General features: G+C 44.0%; 16 protein-coding genes. 10 read left to right on the top strand and 6 right to left on the bottom strand.

Going from position 1 to position 21,426, the window contains the following annotated elements; genetic code table 11:
- Position 1 precedes the first annotated feature (1 nt).
- The 4 genes from AC6R05_RS13265 to AC6R05_RS13250 all read left to right on the top strand — a co-directional run bounded on the left by AC6R05_RS13265 (position 2) and on the right by AC6R05_RS13250 (position 4,801).
- Positions 2–1,384, top strand: coding sequence for a DUF3131 domain-containing protein (locus AC6R05_RS13265; RefSeq protein ID WP_500647641.1), 1,383 nt, complete (start codon positions 2–4; stop codon positions 1,382–1,384).
- Positions 1,381–2,571, top strand: coding sequence for a hypothetical protein (locus AC6R05_RS13260; RefSeq protein ID WP_500647640.1), 1,191 nt, complete (start codon positions 1,381–1,383; stop codon positions 2,569–2,571). The genes AC6R05_RS13265 and AC6R05_RS13260 overlap by 4 nt, the downstream gene beginning before the upstream one ends.
- A gap of 69 nt (positions 2,572–2,640) precedes the next feature.
- Positions 2,641–3,432: a family 16 glycosylhydrolase gene (locus AC6R05_RS13255; RefSeq protein ID WP_500647639.1), complete on the top strand. Its 792-nt coding sequence runs from the start codon at positions 2,641–2,643 to the stop codon at positions 3,430–3,432.
- A gap of 79 nt (positions 3,433–3,511) precedes the next feature.
- A complete protein-coding gene (locus AC6R05_RS13250; RefSeq protein ID WP_500647638.1) occupies positions 3,512–4,801 on the top strand; it encodes a glycosyltransferase family protein in 1,290 nt (429 codons plus the stop codon).
- Positions 4,802–4,991: 190 nt separating this feature from the next.
- Here the strand turns inward: AC6R05_RS13250 and AC6R05_RS13245 are convergent, their stop codons facing one another.
- The 4 genes from AC6R05_RS13245 to AC6R05_RS13230 form a co-directional block, all read right to left on the bottom strand.
- Positions 4,992–5,324 carry an Hpt domain-containing protein gene (locus tag AC6R05_RS13245; RefSeq protein ID WP_408693114.1) on the bottom strand — a complete coding sequence of 111 codons (333 nt, stop codon included), beginning with the start codon at positions 5,322–5,324 and terminating at the stop codon, positions 4,992–4,994.
- 11 nt (positions 5,325–5,335) lie between these two features.
- Positions 5,336–6,907 carry a response regulator gene (locus AC6R05_RS13240; RefSeq protein ID WP_500647637.1) on the bottom strand — a complete coding sequence of 524 codons (1,572 nt, stop codon included), beginning with the start codon at positions 6,905–6,907 and terminating at the stop codon, positions 5,336–5,338.
- Positions 6,908–7,080: 173 nt separating this feature from the next.
- Entirely contained in the window at positions 7,081–8,637 is a 1,557-nt protein-coding gene (locus AC6R05_RS13235) for a DHA2 family efflux MFS transporter permease subunit (RefSeq protein WP_500647636.1), read from the bottom strand.
- A gap of 4 nt (positions 8,638–8,641) precedes the next feature.
- Positions 8,642–9,703, bottom strand: a complete 1,062-nt coding sequence (locus tag AC6R05_RS13230) for an HlyD family secretion protein (protein WP_500647635.1) — start codon at positions 9,701–9,703, stop codon at positions 8,642–8,644.
- 121 nt (positions 9,704–9,824) lie between these two features.
- Between AC6R05_RS13230 and AC6R05_RS13225 the strand changes: the two genes are divergently transcribed.
- On the top strand, positions 9,825–10,739 hold the full coding sequence (locus AC6R05_RS13225) for a LysR family transcriptional regulator (RefSeq protein ID WP_500647634.1): 915 nt from the start codon (positions 9,825–9,827) through the stop codon (positions 10,737–10,739).
- A gap of 63 nt (positions 10,740–10,802) precedes the next feature.
- Here AC6R05_RS13225 and AC6R05_RS13220 read toward each other — a convergent pair whose 3' ends face one another.
- The gene (locus AC6R05_RS13220) at positions 10,803–12,824 is read right to left on the bottom strand and encodes a hypothetical protein (RefSeq protein ID WP_500647633.1); all 2,022 of its coding nucleotides are present in this window, start codon (positions 12,822–12,824) and stop codon (positions 10,803–10,805) included.
- 137 nt (positions 12,825–12,961) lie between these two features.
- Between AC6R05_RS13220 and AC6R05_RS13215 the strand changes: the two genes are divergently transcribed.
- Genes AC6R05_RS13215 through AC6R05_RS13200 form a run of 4 tightly spaced genes read left to right on the top strand, consistent with a single transcriptional unit; the run spans position 12,962 to position 18,457 of the window.
- A complete protein-coding gene (locus AC6R05_RS13215) occupies positions 12,962–14,035 on the top strand; it encodes a cytochrome-c peroxidase (protein WP_500647632.1) in 1,074 nt (357 codons plus the stop codon).
- On the top strand, positions 14,022–15,170 hold the full coding sequence (locus AC6R05_RS13210; protein WP_500647631.1) for a cytochrome-c peroxidase: 1,149 nt from the start codon (positions 14,022–14,024) through the stop codon (positions 15,168–15,170). Before AC6R05_RS13215 ends, AC6R05_RS13210 begins: the two co-directional genes overlap by 14 nt.
- Entirely contained in the window at positions 15,167–15,751 is a 585-nt protein-coding gene (locus AC6R05_RS13205) for an arsenate reductase (azurin) small subunit (RefSeq protein WP_500647630.1), read from the top strand. Before AC6R05_RS13210 ends, AC6R05_RS13205 begins: the two co-directional genes overlap by 4 nt.
- On the top strand, positions 15,752–18,457 hold the full coding sequence (locus AC6R05_RS13200) for a molybdopterin-dependent oxidoreductase (protein WP_500647629.1): 2,706 nt from the start codon (positions 15,752–15,754) through the stop codon (positions 18,455–18,457).
- A 70-nt stretch (positions 18,458–18,527) separates the two neighbouring features.
- Here AC6R05_RS13200 and AC6R05_RS13195 read toward each other — a convergent pair whose 3' ends face one another.
- Positions 18,528–18,983 carry a plastocyanin/azurin family copper-binding protein gene (locus AC6R05_RS13195; protein WP_500647628.1) on the bottom strand — a complete coding sequence of 152 codons (456 nt, stop codon included), beginning with the start codon at positions 18,981–18,983 and terminating at the stop codon, positions 18,528–18,530.
- A gap of 655 nt (positions 18,984–19,638) precedes the next feature.
- Here AC6R05_RS13195 and AC6R05_RS13190 point away from each other — a divergent pair.
- Positions 19,639–21,120, top strand: a complete 1,482-nt coding sequence (locus AC6R05_RS13190) for a lytic polysaccharide monooxygenase (RefSeq protein ID WP_500647627.1) — start codon at positions 19,639–19,641, stop codon at positions 21,118–21,120.
- Positions 21,121–21,426 lie beyond the last annotated feature (306 nt).

Below are 21,426 nucleotides of genomic sequence, written 5' to 3'. Positions count from 1 at the left end.
AATGCTGAAGAAGTGGAGTTTACTTCTGTTATCGGTATCTATATCCGGCTGCGGTGTGGTTTACCAAGGTGTGACTAATGGTGTTGATTCATTCAGTCAATCACAAGTGTTTCGACAAGGTCGTCACGCCCCTTTGACTGAAGAAGAATTGATGTGGGCGCAAACTGCGTGGAAATATATTGATAACAATACCCAAGTCACGACGGGTCTAGTCAATAGTATTGATAATTTTCCTACCACGAATATGGCCGGACTAGCGGACTACCTGATCTCTCTTATTGCTGCGAGAGAGTTTGAGTTCATCTCAAATAAGCAATACGACGAGCGTTTGACTTTGGTGTTGAGTTTCTTAAATGAAATGGACCTGAGTTACGGTTATGCGCCTAACAAGGTATATAACACGCAAAGCGGCGACATGGTTAACTATGGCAACCAACCACAGGATATTGGTTGGTCATCACTCGACGTTGGTCGCTTATTAATTGCCCTTGCTATTGTTAAGCGGCACTCCCCTGAATTCTCCGAGTATGTCGACAAGGCAGTATTGCGTTGGAACTTTTGTGAGTTGATAAGCCTTGATGGCGAGCTCTATGGAAGCATGATTCAGGACGGTCAATTAATTCGCTATAAAGAGGGACGCTTGGGACTCGAAGAGTACACATCTTACGGTTATTTGGACTGGCAGATTGTGCCTGAAAAAGCGATGAACATAGAGCCTTACGACGTAGCGACGATTTACGATATCGACTTGATTTTTGATGGTCGCGACCCACGAGTGTTCAACGTGCTACGTCCAGTTTACTCAACACCTTATTTGTGGATGGGTCTTGAATTCAATTGGGACAAAGTCGGGGACACCACGTCAAGCGATTCGAAACACACCAACAACACGTTAGCAGCAATGGCGGACGCGATTTATCAAGTGCAAGAGGCTCGTTGGGACAATGAGCGAATCTACACAGCGCGAGGTGAGCATGTTGTTACTGGTGAACCTTATTTTGTTTACGATGCGATATATGGCTTAGGAACGCCATGGATAACACTCGCGGAAGACGGCTCTTCACACGATGAAAAAGCACTGGTGTCAACGCGTGTTGCTTTTCAAATGTGGGCTCTGTGGAAAACCGATTATACCGACCGATTAATGACGTTAGTGAAAGAGCTCTACGACCCACAAAGAGGGTGGTATGAAGGCCGCTATGAGCTTACCAGCGCTTATGAAAAAAGCATCAGCTTGAAGACTAATGCCGGAGTGCTAGAAGCTTTGCTATATAAACAGAGTGGTAAGCTTTATAAAGCCAATAAATCGAAAGAGTATCGCGATGTTAAGTTTAATTCTCGTTTTGATCATCCTGGCAAATGTATGGTGGAGACATTCCGATGAGGCGCTTAATTACACTTATTTTGTTTGCAGTGTCTTTTCCTACTTGGGCGCTTAATCAAACTTCAATTGACTTGCTAAGCACACCAACGCTTCTTTTGTCCCAAGGCCGTTATTCGCAAGCGGCGACCTTAATGCATCAACAAGCCAACCGGGCACTTAGTCTCGAGAGCCAGATTGGAACCAAAGAAATGTGGCAGACGGCCGCATTGGCCGATGCACTCGCAGCAATGGCGGCAGAGAAAGTAGAAGACCCTGTCGCGTATGAGTATTGGTCGAACAGCGTTAGATACTTTTTGATGGGCGGAAGTAATTGGAATCAATATCGCCAGCAATTACAGGTGGACTATAAAGCATTTGACGCTCAGTTTTCTATCGCAACGAATTCAGATGCTCCGTCAGCATACGTGGATGATGCGTGGATCCAATTTTCTTCGTTAATTGATATTTGGGACCAAAAACTAAACTTTTTTAGATACGAATCTCCGTCAGCGGGGCTGATACGCAAGCAGCCAGCCAATACAATACCAACCGCAAGCGCACCGAGATCGTCTGGTGAGCAGCTCAAACAATACACGCCCAACAGTAAACTAATGCTCAATAAGGACTTTTCCAATAAGCAGACATTTATTGTCGAACCCACCGATAATCCTGTTACCGAGAAAAATGTTATTCAAGAACAACAAGACTTAACAGGGCAAATAGTCACACCGAAAGGATCTGTTCAGGGAACAGAAGGAACCACGCAACAGCAATTCAGTGGTGGTAAGGTAAGCTCGACCAAAGGCAGTTTCCACTCGCCAATTACACCTGTCGTGCCGCACGCTGCAGCGCAGAAAGAAGCTCAGCAAGCAGTGCCTTCTGTATCACTAAAGCCTGACGAAGCCGCTGTGATTAGTGTAGAGAGTGATGATGTTAAAGTTTCAAACGAGACAGGTGTAACTGTGATTACGCCGCTTGGTACACCAGAAGCCATTGTTGAAAGCAACGTATCAAACACCCAAGAGTTAAATTCACCTTCTTCGGATCAAGTCGCTACGACAAGTGTTGAGCCTGTAATGGCGGAAACTTCTGTGGAAGCTGAACTACCTGCAAGTGCCATTCCCAAGGGAAATTTAGGCCAAGCTCCAGTACCAAAGGTACAAGCCATTCAAAGACGCAGTTTTGCACCTGTAGAAGATAATCAGTAATCAGAGGTGAAAAATTCATCGTATGTATTACGCTTATTTTATGAATGCAAATGAATAAGCGAGTATGTGATGGTGTTACCCAAAACTTATTGTGCGTTAGCTGTGTCTTTGGCTTTGACGAGCTCGTTTGTTAGTGCAGAAAGCTTCGAAGATCCATTGCGAACCTTTGATGAAAGTCGCTGGTGGTTATCTGATGGCTGGGAGAATGGTTTCCCATTCCTTAGTCGTTGGGAATCTAAATCAGCCACGTTTAACAAAAAGGGTTTAACCCTGACTCTAGCTCCCGATGAAGAGCGAGACGAAGAGGGCAAGTTACGTTTCTATGGTGGGGAGTTCCGCAGCCATGAGTTCTTCCCTTATGGTTGCTATGAGATAGATATGAAGCCAGCTCGAGCGCCTGGCGTGGTGAGTTCATTTTTCTTGTTTTCGGGGCCATATGACAAACCGGAAGGTGGGAGCGGGCGACACAATGAAATAGATATCGAATTTTTGGGTTCTAATACCAACATGGTTCAATTGAATTTTTGGACTGATGATGACAGTTATACCAATTCACATGAAACTCTGATCTTCCTCGGCTTTGACGCCTCAAAGGCTTTTCATCGTTACGGAATTTATTGGGGTGAAGACCGCATTGAATGGTTTGTAGACGGGCAATTGGTACTTCGCGTTAATAACAACCCATATGATCCAACGCCAAGTACGGAAAGTTCTTATCTAAGGGTAATGGCAAATATTTGGGCAACAGACCCAGAGATTAGCAACTGGGCAGGTAAATTCCGCGAAAACAAAGCTAAGCAGTATCGCGCCAAATACCGCAATTTCAGCTTCAAAGGAAATGAGAGGTGCACAACAAAATAAAGCGTATATCGCTTTGATATGAAAAGGTATGCATACTAAGCTTTAAGTGATCATAATAACGTCACGCTAGGGAATATGTATGGATACTTCTTTGTCTACCGCTATTGAGCTCCTAAATAAATCGAATGAAAAGTTTGATTTGACGGAGCCACAACATCAACAAAGCTTACTTAGGCTAGCAGACCGTTTACTGCAGCTGGATAAACTCTCCACTCAAGACCTAAAAGATCTTTCAATACAATTTAATGCACCGCTTGAGTTTCAACTCGCGGTGAAGCTTGTTGAGTCCCGTAGAGAAACACAATCAATTTGTCAGCCGATCAAAATTGGTGTGGTATTCGCTATGTGGGGTGAGCACAATCGCCTTAAACCTAAGTCTGCAGATAATCAACACGGAGAAGACTCACTGAGAACGAAAGTCGAACAACTTCAATGGGTAACAGAAGGAACCAATGTTGATTGGACCTTGTATGCGGTTGATGACGGATGCCCACACGGTAGTGCAGACATCGCTAGATCTATTAAACAAACTTATGATGCAGGTACACAGGCGAAGGTAAAAGTACTTAAACTGGAGGATGCGTTGCCTGCTGCATCCGGTGCGCTTCGTAACCTAGCGAGCGCTGATGATTCAAGAAAAGGTGGTGCCATCATCCTTGGTTGTGAACAGTCTCTGGAAGATGGCGTTGATGCTGTTCTTTATACGGATGCCGATAACTCTGTTCACTTGGGGCAAATAGGGTTGGCACTGGCGCCATACAGCCGTGATGGTAAGCAAGTGGTACTAGGTAACCGAAAACATGCAGACTCGATTTTAGTTAAACAAGAAGAGCGCTGGGGCGTTGGTATTAAGACTTTACGTCATATGCAGCGAATGATTGGAGCCCAGATCTTTGACAGCGGCATTAAAGATACGCAAGCCGCGTTCAAACTTTATGGTCGAGGTATCTTAGAGAAAATTCTAGAAAACCCGACGGTGTTTGATTTCTCATTTGATACGGATTGGATTTTCGCAGCAATGGAGTTCAACCAACCAATCATTACCGTTCCATTCGCATTCATTGATTCAGCCGCAGAGTCCGCATCAGTCGCACAAGGCCCTATGACAACATGGTATGTATTGCTTGATGGTTTAGTCAAAGCAGCCAAAGCACGAGGAAGCTCTTACAGTGAAGAAATGGCAGATGTGTTTACGCGAGAGATCAATTCACATAAAGATCTCGAGCTGATCATTGATGTACTTCCTCCAGAGTTAGCTTCGGCGGGAGATAGCGATTTAGGTAACCCGAAAGTAATGTCACCGCAGTCGGTACAACACTGGATCTCTAGTGCTAAATCCTTGAATGCACGAGCAAGTGCGCCAGCATAAATATAGGTTCAAGTAACCATATCGGGGAGTGAGCTTAAGCTTGCTCCTTTTTATTTGATTACGATTACAAGTGTCGATAATTGAAGTTAGTAAAGGTGTGCCACGTTTAAGAGTGCATAAATGAAATTCGGCTCTCGATGTCACGAGAGCCGAATTTACCAAGAAGCTTTTGTACCTTGAGTATCTCTGACTAGTAGGTGGCGAGTACTTCTTCGATCTGTTGATTAATCACTTTTACTTCGCTGTAAATAACCGCGAGATCATCATCTGATGGAGCAAGATCTTTGAGTGCGTTTTGTTCTACGTTTTCTAGTGCCGAGGTTGCTGTCTCTTCTCCAAAACTGACCAATATTCCCTTTAACGTATGCACGGTAAAGTGTAATTTCCCCCAATCTTGTTGCGCGACAAGCTCCTGAATCTCTTCTAGAGAATTTGCATGGTCTTCTTGATACGTAGATAGGACCGCGAAGATTACGTCTTTATCATTATCCAAATAGGCGTTTAAAGCATCAAAATCTAGCATAGAGACTCCTGTCAGTTACATAGTGAAAGTGGGCTAGGTGGCTTGGTAGAAAAACCGGACCTGACAGATTCACTAATCCATTGATTCCATTTATAGGGCAATTCCAATTGTTGTAATTGCGCCATGAATTCGTTAGTAAGTTGTTCTTCTGTTTGAGTTTTGTTGACGGCAAATAGATAGTCAAGTTTCGCAGCAACGGAATAGGGATAAGTGTGAATGTAGTCTTTAAGCTGTTGCACAGACCCTAGACTATCCATATTGATGCAATTGATAGGGTTTGTATCACTAGTAAGAATCAGCTGTTCGCTCTCGTCTCCTCGTGCCTTTAGGAAATCACCTAAGTCTTGATACAAAGAGTACTCCCCGTAAATATTAAGCAAGGGAATTAACTGGTTTAGTAGCACAGTGGGGGTTTCATTTAAAACATGACAAAGCAGTGCAGCTGCTCGGATTAGCTTTTGATGAGCGAGCTGATGATTGCCCTCCAAGTGCAAGACTTGACATTGAAATACGGCCAAGGCGGCTAACACTTGTTGCTGTTGATGCTGTGTGAGCTTCAAATTCACTTGATTAGTGAATTGATTCGCCTGTTCAAGCAGAGTACGTTTATTGGCAATACTATCTTCTTTTTCGTAAGCCACTTGAAGTGAGTGAAAGTAGTTAGAAATAGAGTTAATAACGTCGATATCTGCCGGTGAGATGTTGGTCGCATACATATGACCCATCTTAATTAAGATTTGAGCGTTATCGGCGTTCTCAGCAAGGTCGATGGCTCTAATTGCACGGTGGCTAATACTTGGTGTGAGCTCAAATGCACGAATAGCCAATTTTAATGCTGGGAGCAGCATGTTGTGTTTTTCGTAAATACAGCTCAAGCAGTCGATCACATTGAGAGACAAAGGGCGTGCAATAAGATAATTATGAAGTTTGTCGATTGCTTGTTGAGCCTTGCCGAGGCTATCGAGTACCAAGGCTTGTGCCACCAGTTTGGTTGGATGCATGTTGGTTGTCGATTCTCTTAGCACATACGCCAATAGTTCCCACTGTTCAGTGCCAATCAAATGTTCTATTAGGCTCGCTTCGTACTGAACACTTTTTTGAGTATTGGGTACTGACAATGCTTGCTGTAATACTGAGGGAGTATCGATCGGGTAATACTGTTTTTGCTGTGTAATTTGATGAGACTCTTCAACAGCAAGAGCGATCTTATCTCCAAGTATCGGTGTTTTAATTGGCTTAGATATAAAATGATGCGCTTCGCCAGATAAAGCGGTTAACACAGTTTCTTGACGCATGTCACCTGAGAGCAAAATCGTGGCGACGGTATGATCAATCAATCTTTTGCGATAAAGGATGCCAAGCAGCTCGAAACCCGTAAATGTTTGCTCTAGATGATAATCAATCAAGAGCACATCTAAGGTGTGTCTTTCCACGGTTCTTATAGCTTGGCGGTAGTCCGTGGCGATATAGATTTTGTCGTGCGAGATTCCAAGGCTAACTAATTGCTGCTTTATAAGTATGGTGGCACTCTTTGAATCATCGACAATCAAAATGCTGAGATCGGGTGGCAACTTCATTGTCATTGTTCTAGCTATCCTAGCGTTTTGTCCTAATTTAGAATCTAGGTGTCTAGATGCATAATGTCAAGTGAGAGGAAAAGTTGATTTATGGTTTTAAGACATTGGTAATCATCAAGATTATACGAAATGATTCGCATTTTATCGGTGGTCGTTCATCCATGAACGAGCAAAGGTCATTAGTCCTTCATATTTAGTATTAGAAATGATGCAAAGGCGAGAAACGCAGTCATCATTAAGAATACGTCATTGTATGCCATGATAGCAGCGTCACGCTGCATTGTGCCGAGTAGGCTGGCTTGTGCCTGTTGCATGGCTGTCGCTGCATCACTACCTGATTGGATGAAGAATGCTTGTTGCTGTTGTAATGTTTGCCAGCCCAGTTGGCTAACCGAAGGCAGAGACTCTTTTATGTGTGCTAAATGTTCACGAGTCTTATTGTCTAACAGCGTCGCGATGATTGCGATACTAAACGCACCACCCAAATTTCGCATCACATTGGTAAGTGTAGAGGCGTCAGGCGTATCCATTTTACTGATGTTCTTCATGGCTACGAGTGATAAAGGCACCATAATGAACGGGCTACCAATGGCGCGTAGAACCATCGAAAGAATCAACTGCTGACCACCAAAATCGACGGTCATATGGGTATTCACGTAGCAACTTAAGCCAAACATCGCAAAACCAAATGTGACGAGGTACTTAGGTTTTATGATCTGGGTAAGCTTTGGCACCAACGGAAAAATCAGCAGTTGTGGAAAACCCATCCACATAAGCACTTCGCCAATTTCCATTGCGTTATATTGCTGTATCTGAGTGAGATACATCGGCAGCACATAGATAGAGCCAAGCAGTGCCATGCCTAAAATTAGATAGGCAATACAAGACATGGCGAACTGCGGATCTTTTAGTAAGCGCAAGTTGACTAGCGGCTTCTTATGTTGCAATTCGTTGATGACGAAATAGACCAAACTGACTGCAGATATGATGGCAAGCGTTACGATAAAGCTTGAGCTGAACCACTCTTCACGATTGCCTTCTTCTAGCACGACCTCTAAACAGCCAAGCCCGAGTGCCATTGTGGCAATACCAAACCAATCTGCTTTTTTTAACGAACCTAAGTCGAGTTTCTCATCATCGAGCCCATAGCGAATCATGGTGATCACCAAAAGCGCTGGTGGAATATTGATGTAGAAAATGTAGTGCCACGACAGATTCTCAGTTAACCATCCACCAAAAGTAGGGCCAATTGATGGCGCAAACGTCGCAGTTACACCGAATAGTGCCATACCGACCGCTCGTTTATTGAGAGGCAGCAGTTGGATGACCAGTGAGAAAGCAAGTGGGATCAACGCACCACCACTGAAGCCTTGCATTGCGCGGAACACGATCACTGAGGTCATGTTCCAAGAGAACGAACAGAGTAATGATGAAAGCGTAAAAATTGCAGTCGTCCATGTAAGGTAACGACGTTTACCGAGTGCTTTAGATAGCCAACCACTAAGTGGGATCGCAATCATCTCTGCAACCAAGTAGGAGGTAGAGATCCATGAACTCTCATCTAGCGTTGCCGAGAGTGCACCTTGGATGTCTTTGAGCGATGAGTTGGTGATCTGAATGTCCAAGATCGCCATAAACGCACCGATTAGGCCGCCAAACAGAGCGATCCAATGACGTGTTGGCACTTCAGCATTTTCCTGCTCACGTGGTGTAGAGGAGGGGATAACTTCACTCATCGATTTAGCCTCGAGTATCGATTGTCGCTACAACAGACAATCCAGGTAGCAGGCGACCTTTTAGTTCTTTCTGATCGGGTATGGTGATCTTCACAGGAACGCGTTGAACAATCTTGGTGAAGTTACCTGTCGCATTCTCTGGTGGAAGCAGAGCAAACTTCGCGCCGGTGGCTGGTGAAAAGCTATCAACTTTGCCTTCTAGTGGTTGGCCTGGGAATGCATCAAGTTCAATTTCGACGCTCTGACCTTGGTGAATACCATTGAGTTGTGTCTCTTTGAAGTTGGCTTCAATCCAGATATCTCCGTTTGGCACTAAGCTCATTAACGGCGTACCGGCTTGTACCAAAAGACCTTCGCGGACGCTTCGTTTACCAATTACACCTGACGCGGGAGCATATACTTTGGTGTAGTCGAGGTTAAGCTGAGCTTGATCGCGTTGGGCGATTGCCTCTGTTACCGAAGCTGTTGCTTGGTCAATTTCGCTGTCGATAACGGTCAACTGGTCATGGCTTGCTACAAGATTCGCCTTCGCTTCTTCAAGCGCTGCTAGGGCAACTTTTTGTTGGGCTAACATACTGTCTACCTCATCTTGAGAGGCATAGTTTCGTGTGAACAAACTGCGAGAGCGCTGTGTCTGTTGTATTGCGCGGTCATATTCTGCTTTGGCCGAGTCAACGCGACTTTCAGCTTGTAGAATTTGACTGTTTTGAAGTTCTTTTTGAGCCAATAGGTTGGACACACTTGTTTCGACAACTGCGAGGTGAGCGTTGGCTTGGGATAGTGCGGTTTGATAATCACGGTCGTCAATTTCAACCAATAGGTCGCCCTTGTTGACGACTTGGTTGTCATGTACATGCGAAGTGACGATGTAGCCCGATACTTTTGGGCTAATGTTAGTGATGTCGCCTTGTAGGTAGGCGTTATCTGTTGATTCAAAATATTGGCCATAGCCGTACCAGTAACTACCGCCACCAAGACCTAGCGCTAACATGATCGCGGTTGCAATCAGTGGTGCCTTGTTACGTTTCTTGTTTTTTGTTTGAGCTGTTGGCGTTGAATCAGTCATTTTTCTTCGATCTCGTTTTTATAGATGTAACGAATTGTAAATGAAATCGATTGGTTGATAAGATAGGAAAAATAAGAAGCACTGTTGCACAAATCTTACTAATTAAAAGCAGAGGTTAACGATGGATCTCAACGCCGTGTCCGTTTTCGTACAAGTGGTTGAGTGTGGAAGCTTCACTGACGCAGCCGAAGTTTTGGATATGACAAAATCCACGGTAAGTCGTAAGTTGGCGGAGTTAGAGCAGCACTTAGGTGTGAGATTGATCACGCGGTCTACTCGAAGTTTGGTTTTAACGCCAGAAGGTGAACGTTTCTACACATCGAGTTTGCAGATGCTTGAAATCATGAATCAAGCAGAACTGGAAGTGACAGCTAATCAAGATTTGATACGGGGACCGCTTCGTGTTGTGTTCCCTGTGGAGTTGGGTCAGCAAGTATTGGCACCTTATATTCATCAATTCCTTCATGAATACCCTAATGTGACGATGAATTTAGAATTAACCAACCGTGAAGTCGATATCGTGGGCGAGGGGATCGATGTCTATGCGCAGATTGGCGAGCTTGTCGATTCAAGTTTGGTGTCACGGTACTTAGCAACATCGACGCGAGTCATTGTCGCCAGTCCCCAATATTTAGATAAATTTGGGGACATTGAATCACATGAAGATCTGGTTCCTCCACACAAGATGGTTCAAGTGTCAAATAAAGCAGCAAGGGTACCAAAGCTGACTATCACTCCTCCCAACGGTAAGCAGGTTCCGATTGAGTTACCATTTCAGCTAAGAGTAAATACCGTGACCGCATGCCTGAGTGCCTGTATTGACGGTTTGGGGATCGCAGTCTTACCAGAGTTCATCTGTCGCGAGCACTTTGAATCAGGGAAGTTGGTTCAATTACTTCCTGATTATCAGATGCCGGGAGTCAGTGTCAGCCTGGTCTATGCCGAGAGGCAATTGATGCCCAAGCGAAAGAAAGAGTTCATCGATTACTTATTGAAAGCTCTAGCGCAAAGAGATCAGAGGGAATCTATCTCTTAATCAAGAGCAACTCACAGCAAAGAACAGCTCTTAGTTCAAGCAAACTCTCAAAATGGGCGAATATTATATTCGCTTGGTCCTTGCTTCTGTGTACGTAGCGAAGGCATTGAGTGCTTGATCGGGGTGGTGTACCGAGCATGCCAGTAGCGCTTGGTAGACGTGCTGAGGTTTCAATACTGCTTGGTCAACAATTAACAGCGGGCAAGAGACTATTGCATCCAGTATTAAACGATCAGAAAGGTAGCCTAGCTGAGCTAACCTTCTGATTGCTTGCTCTTGGATCCCAATATAAGGGTGAGCGAAAAAATCGTTCAAGCTTTGTTCGTCATGTATGAACGAAACACAAGCTTGTTGCACTGCAAGGCGTTCGTGATTAATCAATGCAGTCCAGTTTCTATCTAACCATTCCTTACCTAGCCAGTTTAGTAAAGGGTTGATTCGATGGAATGATTCGTCAGCGAGGCTCGCAGCTATAACGTTTTCCAACTGCGAGTTAGAGACCTCAGAGAAAGGAATATTATTATCAACCAATGCCATCACAAGGGCCGATGCTGCCTGCGGCCTCATGGTCGATAGGTATTCTTCAGAACATATCTGGATTAGGTGATTCGCATTGTTGCAGTTAGCGATAGCGTAGGTTTGATTGTCTATTGCTTCTAGCTTCGCTCTCTTTTTATCTTTTCTCTGCTTGTTCGAATCCGTTGAAGCTATTGATAACGCGGCGAGCGTTGATGTTGGGTTAGACACAGTTTTTGATTGCATTGGCTTGTTCGTGTCGTAAGCAGAAGTATCCGTTGGGGTGTCTAACGTGTAACCTTGTTGAAGCAATAGCTGTTCGAAATAACATTGGTATTGGGCAAGTTCTTGCTGTGATAAGTGCGTAACGAGCGCTTGTCTAACCGCGTTGTCAGTTTGCGTGCTCTCTAGTTGTTGACGAATGAATGCGAGACTTAATGGCTTATCAATAGACGTGAATATTACCTCAAGAGTTTCTATTTGTGACGATAGACCGAGTGAGTTAAACCTTGTATAGACTCTGTCTAATAGCGAATCAATAGGATCATTTAAGCTGACCGACAGTTTGATGATAGACGGCGTCAGACTGATATCGATAACGTCTTGCGACCACTGTTCGATGAACCACATCTTTGCTTCAGGTTTGAGCAGGGTACTAAGTAAATCAAGCTCTGTGGTTGAAGTTATATGTGTCGTTGAAATATGTTTAAGTTCTATTGAGTATTGCCATCGAGCCAAGGTTTCAATAGAAATTCGACGGACTTGAACATCACTGTTTGAAAGCCCTGAGAGAAACTCTTGGAGATACTCACGTGCATTGGATTGCGACAATCTACGGTAGGCGATTTGGCGGCTTCTCATATCTTGGCTTTTCATTGCCTTATATAGTGCTGCACGATTGTGAGTGCCGTTTAGGTAGCTGCGATATTCCGTAACGGTAAGCTTTTCTGCAATCAACTCCAATTGTGTCGGGTTTCCAATAGATAAAACCGTAAGTAGTGTGCGTTTCAGCTCAGGATCAAGGTCGTCAAACAACATCTCACTGAGTAAGCTGCACTGCTCACGGCCTAGAGCGTGTGCACATTTCACTAATGATTGGGCTGCCTTTAAGCGGATATCGTCACCGTCGTTCCATTCTCCATCCCAATAGTCCATTTCCTCAATAACAAGCTCACAAAGAAAAGGGATGGCATCACACAGCGCTCTATTGTTGGTAATCGCATCCAATACACTCAACTTAATGTCGATATCGTCTGAATGATGGTAGCTGCCGATCAAAGTGCTCAAGTCTGTGTCTGGGTAATGTTTTAAGCTTTCCAAGCAAGTAAGTGTGAGTTCTAAATTATCTTGCAGAAGTTGGCTGGAAAGCACTTCGATAGTGGATTGAATGATAGAAGAGCGGTTTGTTTCTTGAGACGTGTAAACGCAGTTGGCACTTGTGATCTCACTTGTATCATCGTCGATAGCGCTACCAATATAAGCCAAGGCTCGTGCTGCGGTTAGTTTTTGTTCATCAGTTCCGTGGTCTAGAGCATTTAGAGTGAATTGGATAAATGAGTTCAAGGCCATGGTCTGAGACACCGTTCAATTAACAAGTTTGAATAATAACTTCTATCATTTCCGAATGCATGATCCTAATCATATCTTTAATGTTTCAAGGGTTAATAATAGAAACTAAGTATAGTGGCACATAAAAAGGAGCGTAGATGACTGGTTTACCTCAATCTATTGCAGGACTTAGTCTTCTTTTTTCCATGGGTTTACAAGCAGGATTGCCGCCCATTCAATATGACCAAGCAAAAGCCGAGTTGGGCAAAAGACTGTTCTTCGATACTCGGCTGTCGGGCGACGACTCTATCTCTTGTTCTAGTTGTCATATTCCTGAAAATGGGTTTTCTTACCCAGAGCCACTGAGTCCGGCTTACACCGGCAGCGAAGGGTTTCGTAATAGCCCAACACTCATCAATACTGTGTACAAAACCGTGTGGTTTCACGATGGGCGCATTGGGACGAATTTAAACGACGTAGTTCGTGAGAATATCACTGAAGATTGGTTAATGAATATGGATATGCGCTTGATGCAAGAGCGTTTAAAGCAAGATCCTATCTATGTTGAGATGTTCGAAAAAGCGGGGTTAGGTGAGCCTTCAAACGGTGGTGTACGTAAAGCGATCCCTGAATATCTAAAGAGTTTAACTTCGCAAAATGCGCCTTACGATCTCGACACACTTTCTGAACAGGCGAAATTAGGGAAAGCGCTTTTTGACGGAAAGGCGGGCTGCAATCGTTGCCACACTGGGGAGTTGTTCAGTGACGGCTTACCGCACAATACTGGTGTACCCGAAAACTTTGATATCTTTTTGGATCCAATGCGTCACCAATCGTTTCTGGCCTTCAATATGTTTATGGGCGTCCAAGATTACTTGACGCTGAAACGTGATGTGGGCGCTCATGTTCAAAGCCATAAAGCGGATGGCAGTGATAGGGGAACATTTATTACGCCAACGCTCCGTGAGCTGAAGCATACGGCACCTTATATGCACAACGGCATGCTAGCAACATTAGAAGAAGTGATTGATTTCTATGATCAAGGTGGCGGTCAAGACTCAAATAAAGACAAAAAACTTAAACCATTGAATTTAACAGATGCCGAGAAAAGCAATTTGCTTGAATTTTTAAAGTCACTATCGGGCGACCCACTCACCGGAGAGAAGTACGAATGGCTTGAGTATGACTTCGGGTATGAATACACAGAGGGGTGGGCTGATGCTAAAAACTAACACTCTGATATACGCAACGATTCTGGCTCTTTTGCCCATTAGTGACGCGAGCGCAGCCAAATTAGAAGCTTTGGGTGAGGTGCCGATTCCTCCGGATAATAAGCAAACGCCAGAAAAAATCGAACTCGGAAAGATACTCTTCTTTGACGGGCGCCTTAGTGGTGACACAACAAGTCCTTGCTCTGGTTGTCACATAGAGTCACAAGGCTGGGCATTCCCTGATGACTTATCTATGGGGTATCCGGGCACAGTTCATTGGCGAAACAGTCAAACTATTATCAATGCAGCGTACTACGATAAGTTGTTTTGGGCAGGCAGCGCTATGTCTCTCGAGGCGCAAGCCAAAGATGCAGCAAAAGGTGCGGTGGCAGGTAATGGTGAAGACGACATTATGGAAGCTCGCCTTGCATTAGTGCCTGAATACGTTGAGCGCTTTAAGGAGGTATTTGGCGACGACACCCCTAAAATCCATAACGCTTGGCGCGCGATTGCCGCATTTGAACGCACAATGATCCAGCGTGATACACCGATAGATCGCTATCTGCTTGGTGACAAGAGTGCACTTACCGAATCTCAATTGCGAGGTAAATCGCTGTTTGAAGGAAAAGCTGGGTGTATAGCTTGCCATAACGGTCAGTTAGCGGCGGACCAACGGTTCTATAACATCGGTGTTCCACCGAGCCCTTGGTGGGAAGATGATGGGCTAGCACAAATTACTTTCCGTTTTGAGCTCTATTCAAAAGGTGTCACGGAAGATATGTACCGCCATACCAAAGCAGACCCTGGCGCTTATTTTCGCGCCAAGCGCAAAGAGATGTTAGGGAAATTCAGAACACCGAGTTTGCGTTATACCAAATATACAGCCCCTTACATGCACAATGGCACACTACCAACGTTGGAGTCTGTGATTGAATTTTACAATCGCGGGGGTGTCACCGAAGACGGCAGAACCACCGGGTTTCCTGAGACAAAATCTCCGTTAATACGTCCACTCGGTTTAACTGAAGATGAAAAACTTGACCTGCTTCGATTCGTCGAAGCGTTTTCTGGGGAAGAAATAGAGATAGATGAACCCATGATTCCTGAATACCAGCCACTGTTTACTAAAGAACAATTGATGGGGGCGAAGAAATGAGTACCACAAAACGTTCTGCGTCATCGAAAGGGCATAACCGTTGTATGATGTCCCGCCGCGATTTTCTTTTGTATTCAGGCGCGGCGACCGCCGTCTCTATTATTCCGCTTACTCTATTTGCAGGCACCAGTTCCGAAACAGAAATTGATGCCCGAGTTGTCGGCTATCAAAGGAAGAAGATTGCTCAGCTAAGTAATCTTAAGAACCATGAACCTGTCTATTTTCAATATCCAGACGACGGACCTAACTCGGTAGCCATGTTAGTAAAAGCAGATATTGAGTGTGGAGGTGGCATAGGTACGACCAAAGATGTCATTGCATTTTCAATGACTTGTACTCATCAAGGTGGTCCTTTGACCGGCGCTTATAAAGCGCAAGGTGAGCACAGGATTGTTGGGCAGTGCCCATTTCACTTATCAACATTTGATCTGCGCCGACATGGGATAATGGTATCTGGTCAAGCATTTGAGAGCTTACCACAAGTGTTACTTGAGCTAGATGGCGATGATATCTATGCCGTTGGTGTCATGGGACTGATCTTTGGTCGAGTTGAGAACTTAATTGATGTGGAGGTGAGTTAAATGACAGTACAACAGATGAATACTTACCAAAGTCCAACAGAAACCATAATCCCTCCTGTTAGCGCAGAAGTGATTACAACAGCCTGTGACTACTGCATTGTTGCTTGTGGATACAAGGTATATCGTTGGCCAGTAGATGTGGCTCCTGGCGGCGCTCGTGCAGATGAGAATGCATTTGGCGTCGATTTCCCTGTGCATGCATTACAGGCGTGGGTGGCTCCACAGCAACACAATATTATTACTCATAAAGGCAAACCTCATCACGTTGTCGTTATCGCTGATAAAGACATTAATGTTGTAAACAAAGGCGGTGACTCTTCGGTAAGAGGGGGCCTGTTGGCTCGAAAACTCTATAACCCTAACACGCCAACCAGAGATCGACTGCAAAAGCCTCTTGTCCGCATAAATGGAACATTACAGCCTGTAGAGTGGGATTTTGCCCTTGATATTGCCGCTCAAGTTGGACGTCATGTTATTGATACCCATGGATCAAACAGTTATTGCGTAAAAACCTATTCCTATCAATATATTGAAAACACTTATGCCATTACTAAATATGCATTAAGACATATCAATACGGCTAACTTCTCGTTTCATGATACGCCGTCGGATGTGACAGCGACGCCGGGTTTCCGTGATGCTGGTTTCGACAACTTCGCACCCAGCTATGATGACTGGGGAAGTGCAGATACCTTAATGATATGCGGTACTGATCCTTACGAAACTAAGACGATCATTTTTACTCAGTTCATTATGCCGGCTGTTCAACGTGGTATGAAAACCGTCATTCTTAACCCAAGAGAAACTGCTGGTATCGCTTGGTTGAAAGACAATGGTGGGCTTCATTTAGATATCAACCCCGGCTCAGATAACTTGGTGGTAGGTGCAATCGCAAGATTGATTCTTGAAAATGGTTGGCAAGACGACGAGTGGATAAAAAAGTGGGTCAATAACAAATGGGAGTCTAACTCTGGGTTTGGGCAAGGTACACGAAATACGCCGTGGCAATGGCGTACAACTTGGGGCAAGTTTCAAACTGACGGTTTTGATGATTACAAACAGTGGAACCTAGAACAACCCGAATATGCTCCTGAGTATGCAGCAAGGGTTGCTGGAATTGATGTCAAAAAAATACATCAAGCAGCGGAAATGTTAGCCAAACCTGTATCAGGAGAACGTGTTAAAACATCGATAGGGATTGAGAAGGGTTTCTATTGGTCGAACAATACCGGAAATACCAACGCTATCGCGTCGCTCGCTACCATTATTGGTACAGGTGGACGCCAAGGTAGAGTGATTGGTCGTTTTGGTGGTCACCAACGAGGTGGTGTGTCTGGAGGCAAGTTGCCTAGGAATAAGTCTCCGGAAAAAGTCGAGGGGCGTCGTCGTCGCTCTATTGATACGGACCGCTACTTGTATTCAGGACACACTCGAATAGCTCACGTGATTGGTACTACGTGGATACAGTCAATGTGTGGCAGTTATGGGCTGAAAGAAAAATTCACGGAATTGACAGCGCGCAACCCACATCAAGTTACCCAGAGAAATAAACAACATATTATCGAGACGCTCAAGAGGCGTGCTGACTCAGGTGGCATGGTGGTGATCAATCAAGACATCTACCTAAGAGAGCCGATTGGTAAAGACTTTGCCGATATTATTTTTCCTGCAGCAACGTGGGGAGAAGAGGATTTCATGCGTGCGAATGGTGAGCGACGTTTACGTCTTTATCAAAAAATTACTGATGCGCCGGGTGAGTCAAAACCAGACTGGTGGATTGTTGGTCAGATGGCATCACGAATGGGTTACGATGGATTCGACTGGCAAACGTCGAATGAAGTGGCCGAAGAGTCGTCTCGATTTAGCCGTGGGAGTCGTAAAGATTTCAATATGATAAAAGTTGCCGCTCATGCTGAAGGCAAAACATTACACCAGAAGTTGGCTGAGTTCGGAACTGAAGGAATCCAAGGTCCAGTCTTTTACAACTATGACACCAAACAGCTTATTGGTACTAAGCGACTGCACGACACCGAGATGAGTTGGTCTGAGTTCGAAAAGAAAGGTTTAAAAGATGGGCCACAAGGCGCCAACTTGATGCGTAAAACGCTTACCCGATTCAACACGCAAACAGGGAAGGTGAACCTTCAAAAACACCCTTGGGATCTCTTTAGTGACTTTTATGAATGGATTACGCCAAAGAGTGACGAGCTGTGGTTCTCCAATGGGCGTATCAATGAAATCTGGCAATCAGGTTTTGATGATGTTGAGCGGAGGCCATATATCTCTAAACGTTGGCCAGTAAATTGGATCGAGATTCATCCTAATGATGCACATAAGCGTGGCATCGAAGCCGGCGATGAAGTGTTGGTTTACTCAGAACGTGTAGCGAACTTTAAGGACACTATCTTGAGTGTACAGGAGGGTGACTTTCAGTTTAGTAAGCTGATGGACAAGGGACATATTCAATTGGATTACGCAGAGATCAAAGCGGTGGCGATTGTGACGTCAGCAACTAAAGAAGGGGTCCTATATTGCAATATGTTGGATATGAAGAACCCTGCAAACTCTTTAACGACAAGAGTCGTCGATCAGATAAGTGGTAACTATAACTACAAGATGGGTGTTGCTAAGATTAAAAAAATTGGTGAGTCTCAATACAAGCATCAGTTCGAAGGCTTTTCATTTGCCCCACGCAACATAGTGTAAGCTTGGATTGCTATGCTAGCGTTATAGCCAACTGAAATATAAAAAAACAGCGCCTAATGGCGCTGTTTTTTTATTGGACCTTCTCTTCGGCCTTATCAAGCAAGAGCTGCATCTTCTTTTGAGCTCTGCGACTGACGCGTTTCTTCGCGGCCGCTCGAGCTTCTTCTAGATTGACATTTGGATCGCCTACTACGACTAAGGCAACCATCCCGTGACGGTGGTGAACTTTACATTTAATACCGTATACACCTGGCTTATCGAAAGTAATCTCTTGGGCATTTGAACCTGAGATCATGACAGGTTTTGCCCCTTTGGGAAGCATGCCTTGGATACTGTGGGCTGTATGGGAACCTACAGTACCTTTGAACAACACTTTGTCACCAGGCTCTATCTCTACGTAGTCGGGAATGAATTGGTACATTTTATCGATGTTCTCTGAGTCCATGTCCATAACCTGTTTGATGATTTTGGTTTCAGCAAAGCTAGGAGCGGCAATTATTGAGAGGATAAGTAGCAGTATTCGCATGAGGAGACCCGACTATTTTATAAACGCTGATTGCATGCTAAAGCATTCGGTTTTTTGTTTAAAGTTATTGAATCGATTAGTTTTGTGAATTTCACGTTCTCTTGAGCTTGGTCAAATGTGAGCATAAATCAGGCTGGTCGATAGCTATCACTAAGATTTAGCCACTTTAAATCCCTACTTTTGAAAATAATATTCGTAATTCTTATGGATATTATTATTGATAAACAGAGTTATTGTTGGTTTTTAAATCTCACTATTAGTGATGGGTTTGAGTTTATGTATAAAAATTAATTATATTAGTTCGCCTTTAATTAATGGTTTTAAATATAATTTTGGGTGATTGTCACACATTAGAATAGGTCAAGTATTACAGGTGAATACTCATCAGATGTGTAAATTAAGATGGTTTTTCAGTCTTTCTTTTAAGGTTAAATTCTTATTTATCAACTATTTGCTTGTTTTTAATCAGTTTTGTAAAATTCACATCAATATGTAAATTTGTGATGTTTATTCATATAGAAATAATTTTCACTGTGATTGATCTCTTGAATGAATAATATTTTATAAGGTTTTCATAGAAAACTAATTGCGTGCTTTAAGTAGTGGTGTTTATTCCGCACGTAAATCTAAAATAATAAATGTAGAGAGTTTAAAAGTGACTGCAAATAAAAATATGTTAAAGCTAGCAGTAAGCATGGCCCTGTTTTCAGGTATGTCTACAACTGCTCACGCGCACGGTTGGTCAGAGTTTCCAAGCGCTCGTCAAAACATCTGTTACGAACAAGGTGGTATCTGGTCAGGTAGCCCACCTAATGCAGCTTGTGCGAACGCTAAAGATATCTCTGGTACTTACCCTTTTGTTCAGCGCAACGAATACGCAAAAAATATCACTGACTTCAACAACATGAATGCTGTTCGTGCTGCCATTCCTGACGGCACACTGTGTTACGCAAATGACCCACAGAAACAAGGTATGGGAGCGCCTCACACTGGTTGGACTCGTACTGAAGTAAATGCGGGCACATTTGAGTTTGTATTTAACGCGACGGCACCACACAACCCATCTTTTTGGGAGTTTTACCTAACTAAGCCTAACGCTGATTTAAGTAAAGCATTAGCTTGGAGTGATTTAGACCTGATTCAAACCGAAGGTAATGTCGCGGTTAATGGCGGCAAGTATCGTATGGATGTCACTATTCCATCTGACCGTTCCGGTGATGCTATTTTATTCGTACGTTGGCAGCGTGATGATGCGGCAGGCGAGGGTTTCTACAACTGTTCGGATATCACGATTGTTAATGGTGAAACGCCTCCGCCAGAGCCGGGTCCACAACCTGATCTCGTTCGCGGTGATCTTTACATCCCAACAGATTTTGCTACACCTGCTATTGGTGACACTGTCCAGTACGACATTATCAATAAAAATGGTGACGTAGCGCGTAGCTTCGATATTAAGATTGATGCATCAAACGTTAATGATTGGGAACGACTACTCGCATCTGAAATTAATGGTTGGCATGAAGAGTTTAAAGACGGTGCTGTCTTCATCGGTGATTGGCACGCGGAAATGGAACACTACATGTATTTCCAAAACGATCCGTCACGCAACTTTTTTAACTCAAGAGATAGTCGCGCTTCAGGTGAACTTACGCTAGTCAAAGATGGTGATGGTAACGTTGAGCCATTAGCGGGCGATATCTATGAACTTGTTAAGAGTGATAAAGTGGTTAACGCAGGTGATAAAGTTGTAATTGCAACGGAAGAACCAGCAAACTTTACTCAAACCTCGGGTACATCGGTAACGATTGAGAATAACGGAACCGCTTCTGTGCTAATTGATACTACATCTGTTTCACAAAACGAAACGCTGACGTTCTCTGCAAACGCAATTAACAGTGAGCGTGTAGAGACCTTTAGCTTTGAAGTGATTGCTGATGATGAAGTAACACCTCCACCAACGCCGACTCCAGATCCAGATGATGGCGATGCTTGGAGCGCGACCAAAACTTACCTTGGCGGTGAGATTGTGACTTATGCAGACCAAAACTGGAAAGCACAATGGTGGATTCAAGGTGGTGATAACCCGCAAGCGACTTACGCAAAAGACAAATGGGGTGTATGGCGCCCAGCTAACTAATCGCGTTAACTATTAACGAACATTAGCCAATGAACGAAGCAGAGCCGCAAATAGTGGCTCTGCTTTTTTGATCTAACCAGTAGCTTTGTGTAGCACGCCTTGTTCACCACATTTCTTTTGCATATCATCAACTTCCAGATAAAAGCAAAAATAAAGGTGGATATAGGTATGAAGTTTCTTTGGTTAAAAATCTTGATTACTGTTTTAGTGTTCGCGGGTTTGTTTGGCCTGGTGTATTACAAAGTAATGAGTGGAATCTCATAGAATCCAATAAGCATTGGACTCACGTCCTCAATGCAATGTATT

Source organism: Vibrio sp. R11-SG3-ISO9 (genome assembly GCF_059834255.1).
This window is presented reverse-complemented; position numbering and strand designations above follow the sequence as displayed.

Coding starts and splice junctions, on each gene's coding strand:
- AC6R05_RS13265 (WP_500647641.1), top strand. CDS start 2: ATGCTGAAGAAGTGGAGTTTACTTCTGTTATCGGTATCTATATCCGGC.
- AC6R05_RS13260 (WP_500647640.1), top strand. CDS start 1,381: ATGAGGCGCTTAATTACACTTATTTTGTTTGCAGTGTCTTTTCCTACT.
- AC6R05_RS13255 (WP_500647639.1), top strand. CDS start 2,641: ATGGTGTTACCCAAAACTTATTGTGCGTTAGCTGTGTCTTTGGCTTTG.
- AC6R05_RS13250 (WP_500647638.1), top strand. CDS start 3,512: ATGGATACTTCTTTGTCTACCGCTATTGAGCTCCTAAATAAATCGAAT.
- AC6R05_RS13245 (WP_408693114.1), bottom strand. CDS start 5,324: ATGCTAGATTTTGATGCTTTAAACGCCTATTTGGATAATGATAAAGAC.
- AC6R05_RS13240 (WP_500647637.1), bottom strand. CDS start 6,907: ATGACAATGAAGTTGCCACCCGATCTCAGCATTTTGATTGTCGATGAT.
- AC6R05_RS13235 (WP_500647636.1), bottom strand. CDS start 8,637: ATGAGTGAAGTTATCCCCTCCTCTACACCACGTGAGCAGGAAAATGCT.
- AC6R05_RS13230 (WP_500647635.1), bottom strand. CDS start 9,703: ATGACTGATTCAACGCCAACAGCTCAAACAAAAAACAAGAAACGTAAC.
- AC6R05_RS13225 (WP_500647634.1), top strand. CDS start 9,825: ATGGATCTCAACGCCGTGTCCGTTTTCGTACAAGTGGTTGAGTGTGGA.
- AC6R05_RS13220 (WP_500647633.1), bottom strand. CDS start 12,824: ATGGCCTTGAACTCATTTATCCAATTCACTCTAAATGCTCTAGACCAC.
- AC6R05_RS13215 (WP_500647632.1), top strand. CDS start 12,962: ATGACTGGTTTACCTCAATCTATTGCAGGACTTAGTCTTCTTTTTTCC.
- AC6R05_RS13210 (WP_500647631.1), top strand. CDS start 14,022: ATGCTAAAAACTAACACTCTGATATACGCAACGATTCTGGCTCTTTTG.
- AC6R05_RS13205 (WP_500647630.1), top strand. CDS start 15,167: ATGAGTACCACAAAACGTTCTGCGTCATCGAAAGGGCATAACCGTTGT.
- AC6R05_RS13200 (WP_500647629.1), top strand. CDS start 15,752: ATGACAGTACAACAGATGAATACTTACCAAAGTCCAACAGAAACCATA.
- AC6R05_RS13195 (WP_500647628.1), bottom strand. CDS start 18,983: ATGCGAATACTGCTACTTATCCTCTCAATAATTGCCGCTCCTAGCTTT.